Origin of the sequence: Pseudomonas sp. DP-17 (genome assembly GCF_022380625.1) — a bacterium.
In the GTDB taxonomy this organism is placed as follows: domain Bacteria; phylum Pseudomonadota; class Gammaproteobacteria; order Pseudomonadales; family Pseudomonadaceae; genus Pseudomonas; species Pseudomonas nitroreducens_A.
Window position 1 is genome coordinate 275,305 of sequence record NZ_JAKSXG010000013.1, and the last position, 17,544, is coordinate 292,848.

Genomic DNA, 17,544 nt, shown 5'->3' on the forward strand with positions numbered 1-17,544 from the left:
AAAGGCTCCTTCTCAGAACAGGCCGCTGTTCTCGTTGATGATGCCGTCGAGCGCCTTGTCGACCTTGATATAGATCTCGTGCTCGATCTTCACGTTGAGGTTGATGTTGATCGGCTCCTTGGGCGCTGCCAGCTGCACGGTGGGCGTGCAGCCCTGGGCGAGGCCCGCCAGGAGCAGGAAAGGAAGTAAGGCGCGGAGGCGCATCGGGGTTCTCCTTGCGGTCATGGCGCGGCGGCCGGGTCGTTGCGCAGGCGGTCCTGCACGCGCTTGCGGATGGTGTCGCTGACCCGGTCGCTCAGTTGCAGGCTGGTGAGCAGCTTGGGCACGTTCTCCTCCAGATTGACGTTGAGGTTGATCGGCCGGCCCTGCTCCAGCGCGGGATTGCTCCCGCTCAGGCTCATGGCAAGGAGCAGCTTGCCGGATTCATCATAATCCACGCGGCTGCTGAGCTTGTCGTAGCGGAAATCGTCGATGGCGGTGGCCACCAGTTGCATGGCCGGATTGCTCTGCCCCAGCGAGCGAATCTTCTCCGAGCGGAACTGCAGCACGCCCGGCTCGCGCGCAGCCACTTCGCCACTGCGAATGACCAGCTTGCCCTCGTGCAGGCCCAGCGGAAGGTTGCCATCGATGATCCCGCTGCCGGACAACCCTTCCGCCGGATACGCCGCCAGGATCGCCTCCAGCGCCAGCCCATCCAGCTTCAGGATCAGACCCTGGCCCAGGGCGGAAAGGTCCACGGCTCCCGCCGGCAGCCAGGCACGGCCTTTGAACATCCCCAGCTCCGCCTGCTGCCAATCGATCCGCCCAGCCAATGGCGCGTTCAGCGAAGCCTTGTAACTGCCCTGCAGGGACAGCGGGCCGAGGGTCACGCCGGGGTTGAGCGAGGCGATTTTTACCTGCGGCAACTGCAGCTCCATCTGCGCCCCTTTGAGGGCGAACTTCGCCTGCAGGTCGAGGCCATGGACCTCACTGCGGTCATAGACGCCCTCCAGTCCGCTGCCGCGCAGGTTCAGCTCGAGGCTCTGCGGCGCCGCGCCCGGCGGCAGGCGCCAGTTCAGGTCGAAGCTGGCCTTGCCGTTGTTCAGGCTGAGCAGGCCCGGCCAGTCGGCAAGGGACTTTTCCACCGGGTTGCCGGTGCGCAGGAAAAACTCCGCCTGCCGCGCGAGCAGCACGACACCCTGCTTCGCCGAGCTATTCAGGTCGACCTCGGCATTCAGCCCGCCGCTGTTCAACAGACGGCCCTTGAACTGCTGGGCGTCGAGGCTCGCGGCGAGCGTACCCATGGCGCTCCAGGACAGCGGCTTGACGTGGGGCTGGCGCAGCTCGCCCACGGCCAGCTTCAGCGGGGCGTCCAGTTGCAGGGTGGCAGGCGTATCGCTGGCGTATCCCACGCTCAGCGTACCTTTACCCAGAGTAGCGACGAGCTTGCTGGCCTTGAGCGACTGCGGGCCGATCAGCGTGCCGACCTGCAGTTGCCCACCATCGGCCAGGTTGAAACTCGCCGATTGCTGATCCAACCGAGCGTCGAAGCTCAGGTCGACGCGGCCGTTATCACCGCGCAGGCCGGCCAGTTCCAGATGCGGAATCTTGCCCTCCAGCCGCGAGTCATTCAGTTGCAACGCCAGCGGGGTCGCCTCCCGCAGGGCCACACGGGAGCGCAAGCGCAGGTCGGCGGCCCCCACGGCGCGCAGGTCGGCGCGCACGCTGCCAGCCTCTTCTTCTATCCCGGGCTCCAGATGCAACGTCAGTCGCGCCGGGCGCAGGCCGACCGGCAGTGCCTGCAACCAATCGCCGTACAGATCGGAAAGTCGCAGGTCACCGCTGACCACCGAGGGGCGCCAGCCTTTATCGGTCGCACTGGCAATCAGCCGCAGATCGCCCTGCAGGCTGCCCGCGCCCGGCAGCGGCCAGGGTTGCGGCAGTTGCAGAGAAAGATCGACGCTGCCACGGCCATCGCGCAGGCCCGGCCAGTCCGGCCAGGCGGCGTCGCCGGCCAGTTGCGTGTCCCAGCTCAGGCGCAGGCGCCCGGCCTCGGGGATCGGCAACGGCAGGTTCGGCGTCGGCAGCCACATGCCCAGCCAGTTGCGCACCGCCTGAACCGGCGGAACGGCGGGAGTGGCGAGGCTGCCATTGAGCTGGCGGCTGGCGGGCGCCCAGCTGGAATCCAGGGAAAGCAGCTGTTCGTTGTCCAGGTAGCTGTCCAGTTGCAGGCGCCACTGGCCCTCGCCGGGCTGCAGCAGGCCGTTGAACGCCAGCTGCTGGCCACCCTGGCGCAGTTCGCCGCCCAGCGCCGCGGCGCCGCCCTGGATCTGCTGCCAGTGGGCACTGCCGTTGAGGGTGCAGCGTTGTTCGCGAGCGCAGGGCAATTCGACGACGACATGCTCCAGCGCCAGCCGTCCGGGCAGCAGCGTCAGCCAACGGTTGAGCTGGGCGATGTCCGGTGGTGCGGCGTCTTCCTCCGGCGCGTCCTGCCCCGGCCACTGGCGCACGTCGATGCTGCCGGCGGCCAGCTCCTTGAAGCGCCAGCGGCCGTCTTCATGTTCGGGCCAGCCGACGCGCAGGTCCTGCAGCTGGACCGCCAGGCGTGCGCCTTCCGGCGTCTGGTGCTGCAGGGCCAGCCGCTGCAGGGTCAGGCCCTGGCGGGAAACGCCCAGCCCCTGCCACCGCTCGACACTGATCCCGGCATTGGCGAGCAGGCGCGGCATCGCCAGCCACGCCGCGCCGACCGCCATTGCCAGGAGCAGCAACAGCAGCAGGAGAACGGTGCGCGGACGGGGCAGCGACATGCAAAAACCTCGGTGGAAAACGGCCGGCTTCGCCCGACAGGAACGCAGCCTCGGCTTACAGGCTGGCCGTCCGGCGCGGGAAGTTCAAGGGATGCCAGTGATATTCCCTGCACAACCGACTATATTGCCGACATTCCCCCAAAGCTCATCGCTCGACTTCAGAGTCCTTCCCATGAGAACCCAGCATCAAAGCCGCCGCGAACTGGACAAGATCGACCGCAACATCCTGCGCATCCTGCAGGAGGAAGGCCGCATCTCCTTCACCGAACTGGGCGAGCGCGTCGGCCTCTCCACCACGCCGTGCACCGAGCGCGTGCGCCGGCTGGAGCGCGAGGGAATCATCATGGGCTACAACGCCCGGCTGAACCCGCAGTACCTCAAGGCCAGCCTGCTGGTGTTCGTCGAGATCAGCCTGGACTACAAGTCCGGCGATACCTTCGAGGACTTCCGCCGCTCGGTGCTCAAGCTGCCCCATGTGCTGGAATGCCACCTGGTGTCGGGCCACTTCGATTACCTGGTGAAGGCGCGCATCTCCGAGATGGCCTCCTACCGCAAGCTGCTGGGCGACATCCTGCTCAAACTGCCCCACGTGCGCGAATCCAAGAGCTATATCGTGATGGAAGAGGTGAAGGAAAGCCTCACGCTGCCCATACCTGACTGAAAAGCGGGCTGATTCCCCGCCGTTCGCGGCAATCTCAAGAGATCTGTTTACGACTTCCGGCGTTTTTTCCCGTGTGGCTATTGGCTGCACGGGAAGTCGGCGTTTATCCTGCGTAAAATTTTAACAACACAATAATCAGGATATCGCACATGAACGCCCGCGTTCGCCAGCCGGTGCACACCGACCGCCACGCCCCGTCCTACTACGCCGCGAGCGTCAACCGCCGCCTCGAAGTACCGCCCCTGGCCGGCGAGGAAAAGGCCGACGTGTGCGTCATCGGTGGCGGTTTCTCCGGGCTGAACACGGCCATCGAACTGGCCGAGCGCGGGCTCTCGGTGATCCTGCTGGAAGCCCACCAGATCGGCTGGGGTGCCAGCGGGCGCAACGGCGGGCAACTGATCCGCGGTGTCGGCCATGGCCTGGAGCAGTTCGAGCCGGTGGTGGGCGCCGACGGTGTGCACGCCATGAAGCTGATGGGCCTGGAGGCGGTGGAGATCGTCCGCCGCCGCGTCGAGCAGTACGCCATCGATTGCGACCTGACCTGGGGCTACTGCGACCTGGCCAACAAGCCGTCGGACGTCGAAGGCTTCCAGGAAGACTTCGACGAGCTGAAAAGCCTCGGCTACCGCCACGAGCTGCGCATGGTTCCGAAAGAGGACATGCGCTCCATCGTCGGCTCCGACCTGTACGTCGGTGGCATGGTTGACATGGGTTCGGGCCACCTGCACCCACTCAACCTCGCCCTGGGCGAGGCCGCCGCAGCGCAGAGCCTGGGCGTCAGGCTGTTCGAGAACTCTGCCGTCATCAGCATCGATTACGGCAGCGAAGTGCGCGTGCGCACCGCCCGGGGCAGCGTGCGCGCCAAGACCCTGGTGATCGCCTGCAACGCCTACCAGAACCGGCTGAATCCCTATCTCGATGGCAAGGTACTGCCCGCCGGTAGCTACGTGATCGCCACCGAACCGCTGTCAGCCGAACAGGCCCACGCCCTGCTGCCGCAGAACATGGCCGTATGCGACCAGCGTGTGGCACTGGACTACTACCGGCTCTCCGCCGACAACCGCCTGCTGTTCGGCGGCGCCTGCCACTACTCCGGACGCGACCCGGCGGATATCGCCGCGTACATGCGGCCGAAGATGCTCAAGGTGTTCCCGCACCTGGCGAACGTGCGCATCGACTACCAGTGGGGCGGCATGATCGGCATCGGCGCCAACCGCCTGCCACAGATCGGTCGCCTGCCCGACCAGCCCAACGTGTACTTCGCCCAGGCCTATGCCGGCCATGGGGTGAACGCAACGCACCTGGCCGGCAGGCTGCTCGCCGAGGCTATCGCCGGCCAGCAGGGCAGCGGCTTCGAGCTGTTCGCCCGGGTGCCGCACGTCACCTTCCCCGGCGGCAAGCTGCTGCGCTCGCCACTGCTGGCCTTGGGGATGGCCTGGTACCGCTTCAAGGAAACACTCGGCGGCTGACCGCCTGCGCGATCCAGCGGCTAGAATCTTCCGCAGCCCGCCATCGGCGGGCTTGTCGGAGACTTCTTTTTGCTTCCACGCCTGTTCCTGCTGATCCTGCTCACCCTGGCTGGCTGCGCCAGCGCGCCGCCGCCAGAGCCTTCACACGTGCTGCCGGTGCAGGGCACCCGGCTGGACAACCAGATCAGCAAACAGGCGGCCGCCCATCCCGGGCAGTCCGGTTTCCACCTGCTGGCCTCCAGCGTCGACGCCTTCCTCGCCCGCGCCGAGCTGATCCGCAAGGCCCAGCGCAGCCTGGACATTCAGTACTACATCGTCCACGACGGCCTCACCACCCGCGCCCTGATCCGCGAGTTGCTGCACGCAGCGGACCGCGGCGTGCGCGTGCGCATCCTGATCGACGACACCAGCAGCGATGGCTGGGACTACGAACTGGGCGCTCTCGCCGCCCACCCGAACATCCAGGTACGTCTGTTCAACCCCCTGCACCTGGGCCGCAGCACCGGCATCACGCGCAACCTCGGGCGGCTGTTCAACCTCTCCGAGCAGCACCGGCGGATGCACAACAAGCTGCTGCTGGCGGACAACAGCGTCGCCATAGTCGGCGGCCGCAACCTGGGCGACGAATACTTCGACGCCAAGGCCGAGATGAACTTCAGCGACCTCGACCTGATGGGCGTCGGGCCGGTAGCGCAAGCGCTGGGGCAGAGCTTCGACCAGTACTGGAACAGCCGCATCAGCCGGCCGATCGAGGACTACCTGTGGAGCGAGCCGGCCCCTGACGAGCTCAACCACATGCGCCGCAGACTGGACCACTACCTGGCGAAGGAGCGAGTGGAGAGCTCCAGCTACATCGCCCGACTGAACCGCAGTAGCGACCGCCCGCACCTGCAGAACTGGCTGGACAATCTGGTCTGGGCGCCAGGCAAGGCAGTGTGGGACACCCCGCTGAAGGTTCTGGACAAGGGCGAGCGGGGTTCCGAGCAACTGCTGAGCACCCAGTTGCAACCGCTGTTCGACGGAGTTTCGAAGGAATTGATCCTGGTCTCGGCCTATTTCGTGCCGACCAGCGCCGGCGTCGAGTACCTGACCCAGCGCGCCGACAGCGGCGTCAGCGTGCGCCTGTTGACCAACTCGCTGGAGGCGACCGATGTGCCCGCCGTGCACGCCGGCTATGCGCCCTATCGGCTGGAACTGCTGGACCACGGGGTGAAGCTCTACGAGCTGCGCGCCGATCCGGACCAGCGCCTGTCCGGGGCGCCATGGATGGTGCGCGGTTCGAGCAGCGCCAGCCTGCACAGCAAGGCGGCGGTGTTCGACCAGCAGCAGGTGTTCGTCGGCTCGCTGAACTTCGACCCGCGCTCGGTGCTGTGGAACACCGAGGTCGGCATCATCGTCGACAGCCCGGAACTCGCCGAGCAGGTGCGCCGCCTGGCGCTGGCGAGTATGTCGCCGAGGGTCAGCTACCAGGTGAAGATCGCGCCGAACAGCGACCCGCCGAAACTGGTCTGGATCGAGGAGCGCGGCGGCAAGCTGGTGACGCTCAAGCGGGAGCCGGGCAACGCCTGGCGCCGGCTCAACGCGTGGATCGCCGGCGCCATCGGCCTGGAGAAGATGCTCTAGGAGCGCTCCTGCTGCAGCGCGGCGTCGGTCGAGCGCATTACCGGCGGCAGCCCGCGCAGGCTCACCAGAATCACAAAGCCCGCCGCCCCCAGCGCCATCACCAGCGGCAGCGCATGGCCGCTGATCCACTGGCTGGCCGCGCCGGTCGCCAGCGGCCCGATCAGGCAACCGATGCCCCAGAGCTGGGCGATGTGCGCGTTGGCACGGACCAGCGCGTCATCCCGGTAACGCTCGCCGATGAGGATCAGCGACAGGGTGAACAGCCCGCCCGCGCTCGCGCCAAACAGCACCAGCACCGGCCAGATGGCGATGTGCTGCAGCAACAGCGGCATGGCCAGGCTGCTCGCGCACAGGACGATGCCGCAGCCCTTGAACAGCATCTGCCGCGAGATGCGGTCGGCCAGCCAGCCGATGGGCAGTTGCAGCAGCGCATCGCCGACCACCACGGTGCTCACCATCGCCAGCGCCACCGCCTGGGTGAAGCCCTGCTGGATGCCGTAGACCGGCAGCAAGGTGAGGATCATCGCCTCGAAGCCGGCGAACAGCACCACCGCCCAGGCGATGGCTGGGAGTTGGCCGCAGAAGGTGAAAAGCCCGCGCCCGTTGGCGCTGTTCGGGTCGACCTTGGGGGCGCCGGTACGGCCGAGCAGCAGCAGGGAGCCGCCCACCAGCAGGCAGACGCTGAACCAGAAGCCACGGTTGTCGGCGGTGCCGATGAAGGTCAGCAGCACCGGGCCGGATAGCTGGCTCAGTGCGTAGCCGGTGCCATACAGGGCGACCAGGCGACCGCGCCATTTCTCGACAGCCAACTGGTTGATCCAGCTTTCACCGAGGATGAACACCACGGTCAGTTGCACGCCGATCAGCAGGCGCAGGAACAGCCAGACCGGGTAGCTCTGCAGCAGCGCCAGCAGGCCGACCGAGAAGGCCCCGGAAAGCAGGCACAGGCGCATCAGCAGCGGCGTGCCGACCCGCGAGGCGAGGCGCCCGGCAATCATCGCACCCAGCAGCACGCCCACGGCCGGCGTGGACGCCATGACACCGATGGCGAAGTTGCCGTAACCCCAGCCTTCCAGGCGTAGCGAAACCAGCGGCATGGTCAGGCCCAGGGCCAGACCGATGCTGATGACGGCAGCACACACAGCGAAATACGGTCCCCAACGCATTGTCTTTCTCCCGTTCCATCCGGAGCGCACGCCAGGCGCGAGGGGTGCCCGATGCGCAATGCACAGCGGCCGGGCTTCCCTGAGGGAAACCCGGCCGCGGGTGTGGCTCTTTGTCAGAGCCGGCCCCTGGATCGGGGCCGACCAAGACCGGCCTGAATTGCAAAATTCGCTACGGAGGGAGCGAGCTAGAGCCAGGCAAGGCGAGAACGAATTTTGGCGCGGAGTTTACGCCCGTAAATGAGCAGCCAAAATTCGTTCTCAACGCAGCATGGCCGACGCGCAGCCCCTCCGAACCGTCCTCAGAGCTTGATCCAGGTGGCCTTCAGCTCGGTGTACTTGTCGAACGCGTGCAGCGACTTGTCGCGGCCGTTGCCGGACTGCTTGAAGCCACCGAACGGAGCGGTCATGTCGCCGCCGTCGTACTGGTTCACCCACACGCTGCCGGCGCGCAGCGCCTTGGCGGTCAGGTGGGCCTTGGACAGGTCGCTGGTCCACACCGCGGCGGCCAGGCCGTACGGAGTGTCGTTGGCGATGCGCACGGCTTCTTCGGCATCGGTGAACTCGATGACCGACAGCACCGGGCCGAAGATCTCTTCACGGGCGATGCGCATGGCATTGGTCACGCCGTCGAAGATGGTCGGCTCGACGTAGGTGCCGCCGGTTTCTTCCAGGGTGCGCTTGCCGCCGGCAACCAGCTTGGCGCCGTCGTCGTGGCCAGCCTGGATGTAGCTCAGCACGTTGTTCATCTGGGTGGTGTCGACCAGCGCACCGACGTTGGTTTCCGGGTCCAGCGGGTTGCCCGGTTTCCAGGCCTTGATGGCTTCCACGACCATCGGCACGAACTCGGCCTTGATCGACTTCTCCACCAGCAGGCGCGAGCCGGCGGTGCAGACTTCGCCCTGGTTGAAGGCGATGGCGCTGGCGGCAGCTTCAGCAGCGGCTTTGAGGTCCGGGGCGTCGGCGAAGACGATGTTCGGGCTCTTGCCACCGGCTTCCAGCCAGACGCGCTTCATGTTCGATTCGCCCGCGTAGACCATCAGCTGCTTGGCGATCTTGGTCGAACCGGTGAACACCAGGGTGTCGACGTCCATGTGCAGGGCCAGGGCCTTGCCGACGGTGTGGCCGAAGCCCGGCAGGACGTTGAACACGCCTTTCGGGATACCGGCCTCGATGGCCAGCTGGGCGATGCGGATGCCGGTCAGCGGCGACTTCTCGGAGGGCTTCAAGATCACCGAGTTACCGGTGGACAGCGCCGGGCCGAGTTTCCAGCAGGTCATCAGCAGGGGGAAGTTCCACGGCACGATGGCGGCGACGACGCCGACCGGCTCGCGGGTGACCAGGCCCAGTTCGTTGTGGGCGGTGGCAGCGACTTCGTCGTAGATCTTGTCGATTGCCTCTCCGCTCCAGCGCAGGCTGTTGGCGGCGCTGGACACGTCGATGCTCAGCGAGTCGCTGATCGGCTTGCCCATGTCGAGGGTTTCCAGCAGGGCCAGTTCCTCGGCGTTCTCCAGCAGCAGCTCGGAGAAGCGGATCATGACCTTCTTGCGCTTGGCCGGGGCCAGGCGCGACCAGGAGCCGGAGTCGAAGGCGGCACGGGCGACCTGCACGGCACTCTCGGCATCGGCCAGGTCGCAGCTGGCGACCTTGGCCAGGAAGCGGCCATCCACAGGGCTGATGCAATCGAAGGTGGCGCCGGATGCGGCGTCGACGTATTCACCGTTGACGAAGGCGCGGCCTTCGATCTTCAGGTCCTTGGCGCGAGCTTCCCAATCGGCGCGAGTGAGGTTACCCATGACAACGTGTCCTCTTATTAATGTACTTATCAGGTGCAGGCGCCGGGCGGGCGCGCTGTCAAATATTCCGCAAGGCGGAGCAAACGCATGCTGTTCGCCACCCTAAACCGGAGATCGCCAATTTTCAATATTTTTTACACTATGCGGCCAAATGGCCTTGTCACGTTCGTTTTATTAAACATAGACTGCCCTGATTCGTCGGCTGATGGTTTTCCGACAGCCGCTTCGGAGTAAATATCCAACAGCGCTGCGCGTGCCCGCACGCACTCTCGCCAACAACTCTAAAGAACCGAGACCGCCATGAACGTCGAGCAGATCGTCGATTTCGCCCAGGCCACCACCGCCCCCGAACACTACCGCCCCGCTCCGGACCGCATCATCAAGGGCGACCCGGCGCAGAATGTGCGCAACCACTACGCCAGCGACTGCGGCCAGTTCAACGTGGGCATCTGGGAAGGCGAGCCGGGCCATTGGAACGTCAGCTACACCGAGCACGAGTACTGCGAGATCCTCCAGGGCGTGTCGGTGATCCGTGACGCCAACGGCGGTGCCAAGACCGTGCGCGTCGGCGACCGCTTCGTCATCCCGGCCGGATTCAGCGGCACCTGGGAAGTGCTGGAGCCCTGCCGCAAGGTCTACGTGATCTTCGAGCAGAAGGCCTGAGCCCCGGACATGAAAAAGCCCGCCAATCGGCGGGCTTTTTTTCGCCTGGGCTTTTTGCCCAAGCAAGAAAAAACCCGCCATGAGGGGCGGGTTTCTTCACAAGGGCGAAGATCAATTACTTGATCTTGGCTTCCTTGTAGATCACGTGCTTGCGAACAACCGGATCGTATTTCTTGATCTCGATTTTCTCAGGCTTGGTACGCTTGTTCTTGTCGGTGGTGTAGAAGTGGCCGGTACCGGCGCTGGACACCAGACGAATCAGTTCGCGCATGACTGCAGCTCCTTAGAATTTTTCGCCGCGGGTGCGCAGGTCGTTCAGAACGGCCTCGATACCACGCTTGTCGATGATACGCATGCCTTTAGCGGAAACGCGCAGACGCACGAAACGCTTCTCGGATTCTACCCAGAAACGGTGGTGCTGCAGGTTCGGCAGGAAACGGCGACGGGTTTTGTTGTGTGCGTGGGAAATGTTGTTCCCGGTAACCGGACCCTTACCGGTCACTTGGCAAACTCTCGACATGGCTCAGCCCTCTGTAAACCACATGCCAAACCCGGCATGGGTTGGCTGCTTAACTCAATAGGATTCTCAGTTTCACCGGGGTCTTAACTGCCGCTTCGCCGCGAGGAAGTCGCAGGATCAGAGCAGGGCCCCAGAAAAGAGCGCAGCTTTATATCAGAAAGACACCCAGCGCTGCAAGGGAAAGCATGACTCGGAAAACTCGACGCCAGCCCCCGTGGGCCGTGGCACTGGTGCCGTTCGTCGCCTGTCATCGTTGTGACGGGCAGCGGCTTGGTCTAGGGTAGCTCCTTCGAGGCTGACAACAGCCTTGCATGACCCGCCCAGCCTCGCGGATGGGCATCTTGCCAGCTCACACGGAGTTCGTCATGCGTCTTACCCTCCTAGCCCTCCTTCTTTCCCCCGCCCTCGCCAGTGCCGCCTCGCTGAGCGTGTGCACCGAAGCCAGCCCCGAAGGCTTCGACGTGGTCCAGTACAACTCGCTGACCACCACCAACGCCTCGGCCGACGTGCTGATGAACCGCCTGGTGGACTTCGACGCCGCCAAAGGCGCGGTGGTGCCAAGCCTGGCCGAAAGCTGGAAGGTCTCCGAAGACGGCCTGACGTATGATTTCCAGCTGCGCGATGGCGTGGCCTTCCACCACACGGATTACTTCAAGCCGGGCCGGACGCTTGCCGCCGACGACGTGGTGTTCAGCTTCCAGCGCATGCTCGACCCGGCCCAGCCCTGGCACAAGGTCGCGCAGAGCGGCTTCCCCCATGCCCAGTCGATGCAGCTGCCGAGCCTGGTCAAGGCCGTGGAGAAGGTCGATGGGCGCCATGTGCGCTTCAGCCTCAACCACCCGGACGCCACCTTCCTGGCGATGCTCAGCATGGGTTTCGCCTCTATCTATTCCGCCGAATATGCCGATCAGCTGATGAAGGCCGGCACCCCGGAGAAGCTCAACGCCCAGCCGATCGGCACCGGGCCTTTCGTCTTCAAGCGCTTCCAGAAGGACGCCGTGGTGCGCTACGCCGCCAACGCCCAGTACTTCGGCGGCAAGCCGGCTGTGGATAACCTGGTATTCGCCATCACCCCGGACGCCAGCGTGCGCCTGCAGAAGCTCAAGCGCGGCGAATGCCAGATCGCCCTGTCGCCCAAGCCGCTGGACGTCGAGGCCGCGCAGAAGAGCGCCGAGCTCAAGGTCGAGCAGACTCCGGCCTTCATGACCGCCTTCGTCGGCATCAACAGCCAGCACCCGCCGCTGGACAATCCCAAGGTACGCCAGGCGATCAATCTCGCCTTCGACAAGGGCACCTACCTCCAGAGCGTGTTCGCCGGCAGCGCCACTGCCGCCGACGGCGTCTACCCGCCGAACACCTGGAGCTACGCCAAGGACATCCCCGGCTACCCCCGCGACCTGGACAAGGCCAGAGCGCTGCTGGCCGAAGCCGGGCACAAGGACGGCTTCAAGACCACCATCTGGACCCGCCCCTCCGGCAGCCTGCTCAACCCCAACCCCAGCGTCGGCGCGCAATTGCTGCAGGCAGACCTGGCAAAGATCGGCATCCAGGCCGAGATCCGCGTGATCGAGTGGGGCGAGCTGATCCGTCGCGCCAAGGCCGGCGAGCATGACCTGCTGTTCATGGGTTGGGCCGGCGACAACGGCGACCCGGATAACTTCCTCACCCCGCAGTTCTCCTGCGCCAGCGTGAAATCCGGGCTGAACTTCGCGCGCTACTGCGACGACAAGCTCGACGGCCTGATCAGCCAGGGCAAGGCGGTAGCGGACCAGGCCAAGCGCAGCGAGCTGTATCACCAGGCGCAGCAGATCATCCACGAGCAGGCGCTGTGGCTGCCGCTGGCACACCCGACCGCCTCGGCGCTGATCCGCCAGAACGTCAAGGGCTACGCGGTGAGCCCCTTCGGCCGCCAGGACTACTCCAAGGTGCAGCTCTGAGCAGCGAATTGCTCGACCATCTGCTGCCCGGGTTCCAGTTCGCCGAGCGGCACTCGCTGACCATGCGGGCGTCGCCCGGGCAGGTGCTGGACGCCGTAAGCCAGCTGACCGCCGAGCACGACCCGCTGGTACAGCGCTTCCTGCAGATCCGCGAGGCGCCGGCGCGGCTTGCCCTGCGCCTGGGATTGCGCAATGCCCTGGCGGAGCGCCCGCGCTTCGGCCTGCATGAGTTCACCCTGCTGGGCCGCGAAGGCGACAGCGAGATCGCCTACGGATTGATCGGACGCTTCTGGCGCAGCGACTTCGGCCTGCGCCCCTGCGCCGACGGCGACGCCTTCCGGCGCTTCGCCGAGCCCGGCACGGCGAGGCTGGTGCTGCACTTCTCCTGCGAGCCAGCCGAACGGAGCGGCTTCATCCATGTCCGCACGGAAACCCGCGTGCACTGCCCGGACCGCCGCAGCCGCCTGCTGTTCACTCCTTACTGGCTGGCCATCCGGCCGATCAGCGGACTGATCCGCCGGCGCCTGCTGCGCGACATCCAGCGGCGCGCCTCAGACCAGCCCCAACTCGGCCATTGATTGCGGCTCGCCGTCACCGACGATGAAGTGATCCAGCACGCGCACATCGATCAGCGCCAGCGCCTGGACGATGCGTCGGGTCAGAAGGTCATCGGACTGGCTCGGCTCGCAGATGCCCGAAGGATGGTTGTTTATGGACTATTCTGCTTTCAGTGAGTTTGTTGACAAACTTTGAGCCTAGTGGATGCATCCATATGCAGGTCAGACTCGTACCCAACTGCTGCGCCGCGAAGTCAGAACTTTCAAAACTTCCAATATTAATAGATGTTTATCTCATAATCGATGATAACGAACGCCCACTTTGGCATGAGAATCTTTTCCTAATTGATGCAGCCCAAGAGTATGGCGCAAATACTTGCAAGGCATACGCTAATGACCTTCTAAGTTTTGTCAAAGCAACCAAGCACTTAGGCGGTTGGTCTAAAGTAAAGAAACGCGACATGACAGGGTATGTAGTTGGAGATCTCATACAGGCCCGGAACTATGCAGAATCAACTACATCGAGGCATTTATCGAGTATACGTAAATTTTACGTATGGCTAGGAAAAATGGGCTATGGTGCTGACGCAAATCGGTACAACTGGAACTACAAGAAATATTATTCAAGCCGAAACCCATCCCCCACTATCAAAAAACCAGACTTCTCCGATCTGCACTCTACCTATATTGACCCCGAAACATATAAAGAACTTCTCGGCACCTCAACATGCCAAGACATCTTCATAAAAAGCCGGGATCGAATATCTCTTCGTCTCGGATACGAGGTTGGAACCAGAGCAGCCGAGACACTCACCATAAATAGATTAATGAATCGCCCCTCGTGTCGTAGACACCTTCGGGCAACAGATCCAATCGGCAGCTATGGGGCGGAAGCTATGGTTGGGGAGGCGCTAAGTGAACATTGTGATAAGGGGCTGAAGATATAGCCCAGGCGCTGACGCAGAGATCAGCTACATCCAGAGCACTTTCGGTCCGACATGGATCAGATGTGAGCCATCGACTTCCTCAGTTTGAGGAAGTCGATACTGGCACTAGGTTGCCACAATCTGTGGGGCACCCCAGGCACCCGGGCGACACCCATGACGTGGTTCCAACCACCGGGGGCCCCCCAGGGAATCTGGAGTCGCAGAGGGTAATTCGAGCCCCGATTTCGGACTACATGCCAGCTTTTCCTGGGCAAGCCGTTTCCGGTTCCGGTTTGAAGCGAAACCCTCGCCACAGCGGAGTCTAGGGCGCTAACTCAAACGGAAACGGTCCCGCCAACAGGCAACTATCGGCCAGAAGCAGACTCTAGGCAATACGATCGGCGAGCGACTACGCCATCAAGCTTTAGCGGCAGGCTTTAGTCGGAAGCTGACGCCCATGCGGTTGAAAGCGTTCATCGCGGCAATAGCGGCTGTCAGGTCGACCAGATCCTTTTCTACAAACATCGCCGATGCTGCTGCGTAGGCTTCGTCGGATACATGTGTCTCGCTGACCCGCGTGACTTCCTCTGCCCAGGCCAATGCCGAGCGCTCCTGATCCGAGAACAAGAATTGCGCTTCATGCCATACCGGCACTAACAGCACCTTGTCTACCGACATACCTTCTTTGATCAGGTCACGCGAGTGCAGATCAATGCAGTGGGCGCATCCATTGATTTGAGACACTCTGAGAAACACCAGGTGGATCAGCGAGGCTGGCAGATTGGTAGCGGTGGTCACGAAATGATGCAGACTTCCAAGAGACTTAGCTGCACCAGGCGAAGCTTCAAACCAATTGAGGCGACTCATGAGTTTCTTTTCCTTTGTTTTGAGGCAATGAAGAGAGCGCGGCATACGGATCACCTCAGCCGAGTCGATTGAGTGTTTACCCGAGCTGAACCCTGAAATTGGCTCGCACATAGAGCACATGGCCCTGAGCGTTTTTGGTGTGCGGCGTGTACATGTGCTTGGAGTCAATTGTGATCATAAAGCGGCCTATGGTATTGATCCACTTATAGCCTGAAACGCTGATCCACTTTCGAGGTGCTCATGCCATCTGACGCGGCCCTGTTTGGGGCAATGGCATTACCGTGTGATAGGCCCGCTGCGGGCGTCAATCTTCAGCAGTGGCTGTATCTAGAGCTGCGCGAGGCAATGCTTTGCGGGCGTTTGTCTGCCGGCAGTAAGCTTCCGGGAAGCCGGACGTTAGCCGCCCATCTGGGACTTGCACGTGGGACGGTACAGGCTGCGTATCAGCAGCTTTTATCGGAGGGCTATGTGGTCAGCCTAACAGGCAGTGGTACCCGCGTGTGCGAGCTCCCCGATGCGAAACTTCGAGCCTTTTCCCAGCAACGACGTGATGGAATGCAAGTCCCTGTGCGGCGAGCGCCGCCAGTCACGGATTGGTTGGAGCGGCTAAAAGCTGCTACTCCAGAGTTCATCAGGCGCGAAGTCGCTCCTGGCCTTCGCCCTTTTTTCCCAATGCGTGGCGACGTTCATTCATTCCCGATTGACCTGTGGCGCAAGTTGCATATCCAGCAGATGCGCAGTTCCAAAGTGCAGACGCTGCTCGATTACGACCCCGCCGGTTTGCCGAGTTTGCGCGGCGCCATTGCCGAATATCTGGGCTCCGCTCGAGGTGTGCACGTTTCGCCGGATCAAATCGTGGTGCTCAGTAGCGTGCAACAGGGAATCGACTTATGCCTGCGCCTGCTGGCAAGGCCCGGGGGCACAGTCTGGATGGAGGATCCGGGCTATCCGATGGTACGCCAGCTTATGACTGTCGCAGGTTGCAAGGTGGTGGACGTGCCGGTGGATCAACAGGGTATGCGTGTCGAGGAGGGTATGCGGGCCGCCCCCCTGGCCGAACTGGCTTATGTGACGCCGTCGCGGCAAATGCCAACAGGTCACGAACTGTCTCCCGCCAGAAGACTCGAACTGCTGCGTTGGGCGGGCGCTTGCGGGGCCTATGTCATCGAAGATGACTACGACAGCGAGTTTCGATTCATCGCCAAGCCCATTCCAGCATTACGCGCCATGGCTGGCGCCGATGATTCGGTGATCCTTGCCGGTACGTTCAGCAAGTTGCTGTTTCCGTCCGCTCGCCTGGCGTATCTGGCGCTTCCGCTACATCTGGTAGACATGTTCACCCGAGCACTGGCGTTGACCTCGCGACACCCTAACAGCCTGAGTCAGGCTGTACTGGCAGCTTTTTTCGATCAAGGACATTTCGAACGACATGTCAGACGCATGCGCAAGCTCTATTCACTGCGTGCTGAAGCGCTCAGTTGCGCAGCGCAGCAGTATTGGCAGGGCTTGATCGAGGTACCGGAGATTCGTGCAGGTCTGGACATCGCCTGCTCGTTGCTGGGCGGCAGCGAGTCTGACGCATGCCGGCGAATCGAAGAGGCCAATGTTGATGTAATGCCGCTAGCGCGGTTTTACCAGGCACCGGTATCTACCGGTTTTTTGCTGGGATTCGCTCCCTATGAGGAACGATCCATATTTGATGCAGCGTTGGCAGTTAGAAACGCATTGTCTTAAACAAACGCTGTTGCGTTGGTCTAGACAACTGTACGACCGTGTGGCTGTGTCTTGTTCCTCTGCGCATGAGATCAGCGTAGGCGTTCGCCTCTCGCCAATTGCGGTCTCTTGCGATGCCCCTTCATTGATCATGCGCAGCCGAAGTGTTCAGGAGACAACCACCTACATCGCCATTTTCAATTCGCTGCCAAAGAACGCCTGCACTTCGGCGTACCCCGCCTCCCGTCCCGCAGTCAGTGACTCCACTCCCTTGGCCGTACCTTCAACGGTGAAGTAATGCACGTCATTGAGACCGATGGTGGCGAGCACAGCCGACAAGTAGGGGCGCAGAAAGTCGGGTTGGCGAGCGTTTTGGCCGCTGATGTAGCCGCCGCTAGCTACAGCGACATAAACCGGACGATCCGCCAGCGTTCCGACTTTGCCTCTGGCAGTGGGCAGGAACGTTTTGCCGACGCGTACCACATGGTCGATCCAGGCCTTGAGCGGAACTGGCACGCTGTAGTTGTGCATCGGCGTGGCAATCAGCAGTGCGTCGCACCTCAGAAGTTGCTCGATCAGCTCGTCGGAACGGCCCAATGTGTCCCCCGGCTCCCTGGCGACCACCACACTCTGATTGGCTAGGGTCTGGGCGTACAACGCGTCGACTGCGGCCAACGTGCTGAGGTCGAAATCAGTCAGCTCGATACCGCGTCTGCCAGCCTTGATAGCCAGGGTAAACAGAATCTGCTGGGACAGTTTCAGACTTTCCGAGGCGCCGCCATTGGGGCTGGCGACTAGGCGAAGAATTCGTAAAGGAGGGAGTGGCTGCGGGGACGACGTCATGGTGTTGCCTCCTGAAAAAA

Annotated in this window: 16 protein-coding genes and 1 pseudogene; 8 read left to right on the top strand and 9 right to left on the bottom strand. The window is 63.1% G+C overall.

Annotation, left to right across the window (positions count from 1 at the left end; translation table 11 throughout):
- Positions 1-12: 12 nt before the first annotated feature.
- Both MJ122_RS21540 and MJ122_RS21545 read right to left on the bottom strand, forming a co-directional pair.
- Positions 13-204: a YnbE family lipoprotein gene (locus MJ122_RS21540; RefSeq protein ID WP_015479537.1), complete on the bottom strand. Its 192-nt coding sequence runs from the start codon at positions 202-204 to the stop codon at positions 13-15.
- A 17-nt stretch (positions 205-221) separates the two neighbouring features.
- Positions 222-2,786: a YdbH domain-containing protein gene (locus tag MJ122_RS21545; RefSeq protein ID WP_239745980.1), complete on the bottom strand. Its 2,565-nt coding sequence runs from the start codon at positions 2,784-2,786 to the stop codon at positions 222-224.
- Positions 2,787-2,958: 172 nt separating this feature from the next.
- On the opposite strand from MJ122_RS21545, the gene dadR reads away from it, so the two are divergent.
- The 3 genes from dadR to MJ122_RS21560 all read left to right on the top strand — a co-directional run bounded on the left by dadR (position 2,959) and on the right by MJ122_RS21560 (position 6,539).
- Positions 2,959-3,447: a transcriptional regulator DadR gene (gene dadR, locus MJ122_RS21550; RefSeq protein ID WP_015479539.1), complete on the top strand. Its 489-nt coding sequence runs from the start codon at positions 2,959-2,961 to the stop codon at positions 3,445-3,447.
- Positions 3,448-3,596: 149 nt separating this feature from the next.
- Positions 3,597-4,916 (top strand): FAD-binding oxidoreductase, encoded by a 1,320-nt coding sequence (locus tag MJ122_RS21555; protein WP_239745981.1) that lies wholly within the window; start codon positions 3,597-3,599, stop codon positions 4,914-4,916.
- A 69-nt stretch (positions 4,917-4,985) separates the two neighbouring features.
- On the top strand, positions 4,986-6,539 hold the full coding sequence (locus MJ122_RS21560) for a phospholipase D family protein (RefSeq protein WP_239745982.1): 1,554 nt from the start codon (positions 4,986-4,988) through the stop codon (positions 6,537-6,539).
- Here the strand turns inward: MJ122_RS21560 and MJ122_RS21565 are convergent.
- Positions 6,536-7,705, bottom strand: coding sequence for an MFS transporter (locus tag MJ122_RS21565; protein WP_239745983.1), 1,170 nt, complete (start codon positions 7,703-7,705; stop codon positions 6,536-6,538). The genes MJ122_RS21560 and MJ122_RS21565 overlap by 4 nt on opposite strands.
- A 299-nt stretch (positions 7,706-8,004) precedes the next feature.
- The gene (locus MJ122_RS21570) at positions 8,005-9,498 is read right to left on the bottom strand and encodes an aldehyde dehydrogenase (protein ID WP_088419889.1); all 1,494 of its coding nucleotides are present in this window, start codon (positions 9,496-9,498) and stop codon (positions 8,005-8,007) included.
- Positions 9,499-9,798: 300 nt separating this feature from the next.
- On the opposite strand from MJ122_RS21570, the gene MJ122_RS21575 reads away from it, so the two are divergent.
- Positions 9,799-10,161 carry a cupin domain-containing protein gene (locus MJ122_RS21575; protein WP_024762072.1) on the top strand — a complete coding sequence of 121 codons (363 nt, stop codon included), beginning with the start codon at positions 9,799-9,801 and terminating at the stop codon, positions 10,159-10,161.
- A gap of 115 nt (positions 10,162-10,276) precedes the next feature.
- On the opposite strand, the gene rpmG is transcribed toward MJ122_RS21575, so the two are convergent.
- Together rpmG and rpmB are read right to left on the bottom strand one after the other, a co-directional pair.
- Positions 10,277-10,432 (bottom strand): 50S ribosomal protein L33, encoded by a 156-nt coding sequence (rpmG, locus tag MJ122_RS21580; protein ID WP_017520721.1) that lies wholly within the window; start codon positions 10,430-10,432, stop codon positions 10,277-10,279.
- A 12-nt stretch (positions 10,433-10,444) separates the two neighbouring features.
- On the bottom strand, positions 10,445-10,681 hold the full coding sequence (rpmB, locus tag MJ122_RS21585) for a 50S ribosomal protein L28 (protein WP_015479545.1): 237 nt from the start codon (positions 10,679-10,681) through the stop codon (positions 10,445-10,447).
- Between the two features lie 365 nt (positions 10,682-11,046).
- Here rpmB and MJ122_RS21590 point away from each other — a divergent pair, with 365 nt between their 5' ends.
- Positions 11,047-12,618, top strand: coding sequence for an ABC transporter substrate-binding protein (locus MJ122_RS21590; protein ID WP_239745984.1), 1,572 nt, complete (start codon positions 11,047-11,049; stop codon positions 12,616-12,618).
- An 8-nt stretch (positions 12,619-12,626) separates the two neighbouring features.
- The gene (locus MJ122_RS21595) at positions 12,627-13,196 is read left to right on the top strand and encodes a hypothetical protein (RefSeq protein ID WP_239745985.1); all 570 of its coding nucleotides are present in this window, start codon (positions 12,627-12,629) and stop codon (positions 13,194-13,196) included.
- Here the strand turns inward: MJ122_RS21595 and MJ122_RS21600 are convergent.
- Positions 13,170-13,328 (bottom strand): annotated as a pseudogene (locus tag MJ122_RS21600) (JAB domain-containing protein); the annotation flags it as partial. The gene MJ122_RS21595 and the pseudogene MJ122_RS21600 overlap by 27 nt on opposite strands.
- Positions 13,329-13,390: 62 nt before the next feature.
- On the opposite strand from MJ122_RS21600, the gene MJ122_RS21605 reads away from it, so the two are divergent.
- Positions 13,391-14,122, top strand: a complete 732-nt coding sequence (locus MJ122_RS21605) for a site-specific integrase (RefSeq protein ID WP_239745986.1) — start codon at positions 13,391-13,393, stop codon at positions 14,120-14,122.
- 396 nt (positions 14,123-14,518) lie between these two features.
- Here the strand turns inward: MJ122_RS21605 and MJ122_RS21610 are convergent, their stop codons facing one another.
- Entirely contained in the window at positions 14,519-14,968 is a 450-nt protein-coding gene (locus tag MJ122_RS21610; RefSeq protein WP_239745987.1) for a carboxymuconolactone decarboxylase family protein, read from the bottom strand.
- 240 nt (positions 14,969-15,208) lie between these two features.
- On the opposite strand from MJ122_RS21610, the gene MJ122_RS21615 reads away from it, so the two are divergent.
- On the top strand, positions 15,209-16,702 hold the full coding sequence (locus MJ122_RS21615; protein WP_239745988.1) for a PLP-dependent aminotransferase family protein: 1,494 nt from the start codon (positions 15,209-15,211) through the stop codon (positions 16,700-16,702).
- Positions 16,703-16,864: 162 nt separating this feature from the next.
- Here MJ122_RS21615 and MJ122_RS21620 read toward each other — a convergent pair whose 3' ends face one another.
- Entirely contained in the window at positions 16,865-17,524 is a 660-nt protein-coding gene (locus MJ122_RS21620) for an NAD(P)H-dependent oxidoreductase (RefSeq protein WP_239745989.1), read from the bottom strand.
- Positions 17,525-17,544: the final 20 nt, after the last annotated feature.

Bases quoted from the DNA above. Each gene is read 5' to 3' on its own strand.
- dadR (WP_015479539.1), top strand. From the start codon at position 2,959: ATGAGAACCCAGCATCAAAGCCGCCGCGAACTGGACAAGATCGACCGC.
- MJ122_RS21620 (WP_239745989.1), bottom strand. From the start codon at position 17,524: ATGACGTCGTCCCCGCAGCCACTCCCTCCTTTACGAATTCTTCGCCTA.
- rpmG (WP_017520721.1), bottom strand. From the start codon at position 10,432: ATGCGCGAACTGATTCGTCTGGTGTCCAGCGCCGGTACCGGCCACTTC.
- MJ122_RS21615 (WP_239745988.1), top strand. From the start codon at position 15,209: ATGCCATCTGACGCGGCCCTGTTTGGGGCAATGGCATTACCGTGTGAT.
- MJ122_RS21570 (WP_088419889.1), bottom strand. From the start codon at position 9,498: ATGGGTAACCTCACTCGCGCCGATTGGGAAGCTCGCGCCAAGGACCTG.
- rpmB (WP_015479545.1), bottom strand. From the start codon at position 10,681: ATGTCGAGAGTTTGCCAAGTGACCGGTAAGGGTCCGGTTACCGGGAAC.
- MJ122_RS21610 (WP_239745987.1), bottom strand. From the start codon at position 14,968: ATGAGTCGCCTCAATTGGTTTGAAGCTTCGCCTGGTGCAGCTAAGTCT.
- MJ122_RS21590 (WP_239745984.1), top strand. From the start codon at position 11,047: ATGCGTCTTACCCTCCTAGCCCTCCTTCTTTCCCCCGCCCTCGCCAGT.
- MJ122_RS21545 (WP_239745980.1), bottom strand. From the start codon at position 2,786: ATGTCGCTGCCCCGTCCGCGCACCGTTCTCCTGCTGCTGTTGCTGCTC.
- MJ122_RS21565 (WP_239745983.1), bottom strand. From the start codon at position 7,705: ATGCGTTGGGGACCGTATTTCGCTGTGTGTGCTGCCGTCATCAGCATC.
- MJ122_RS21540 (WP_015479537.1), bottom strand. From the start codon at position 204: ATGCGCCTCCGCGCCTTACTTCCTTTCCTGCTCCTGGCGGGCCTCGCC.
- MJ122_RS21575 (WP_024762072.1), top strand. From the start codon at position 9,799: ATGAACGTCGAGCAGATCGTCGATTTCGCCCAGGCCACCACCGCCCCC.
- MJ122_RS21605 (WP_239745986.1), top strand. From the start codon at position 13,391: ATGCAGGTCAGACTCGTACCCAACTGCTGCGCCGCGAAGTCAGAACTT.
- MJ122_RS21555 (WP_239745981.1), top strand. From the start codon at position 3,597: ATGAACGCCCGCGTTCGCCAGCCGGTGCACACCGACCGCCACGCCCCG.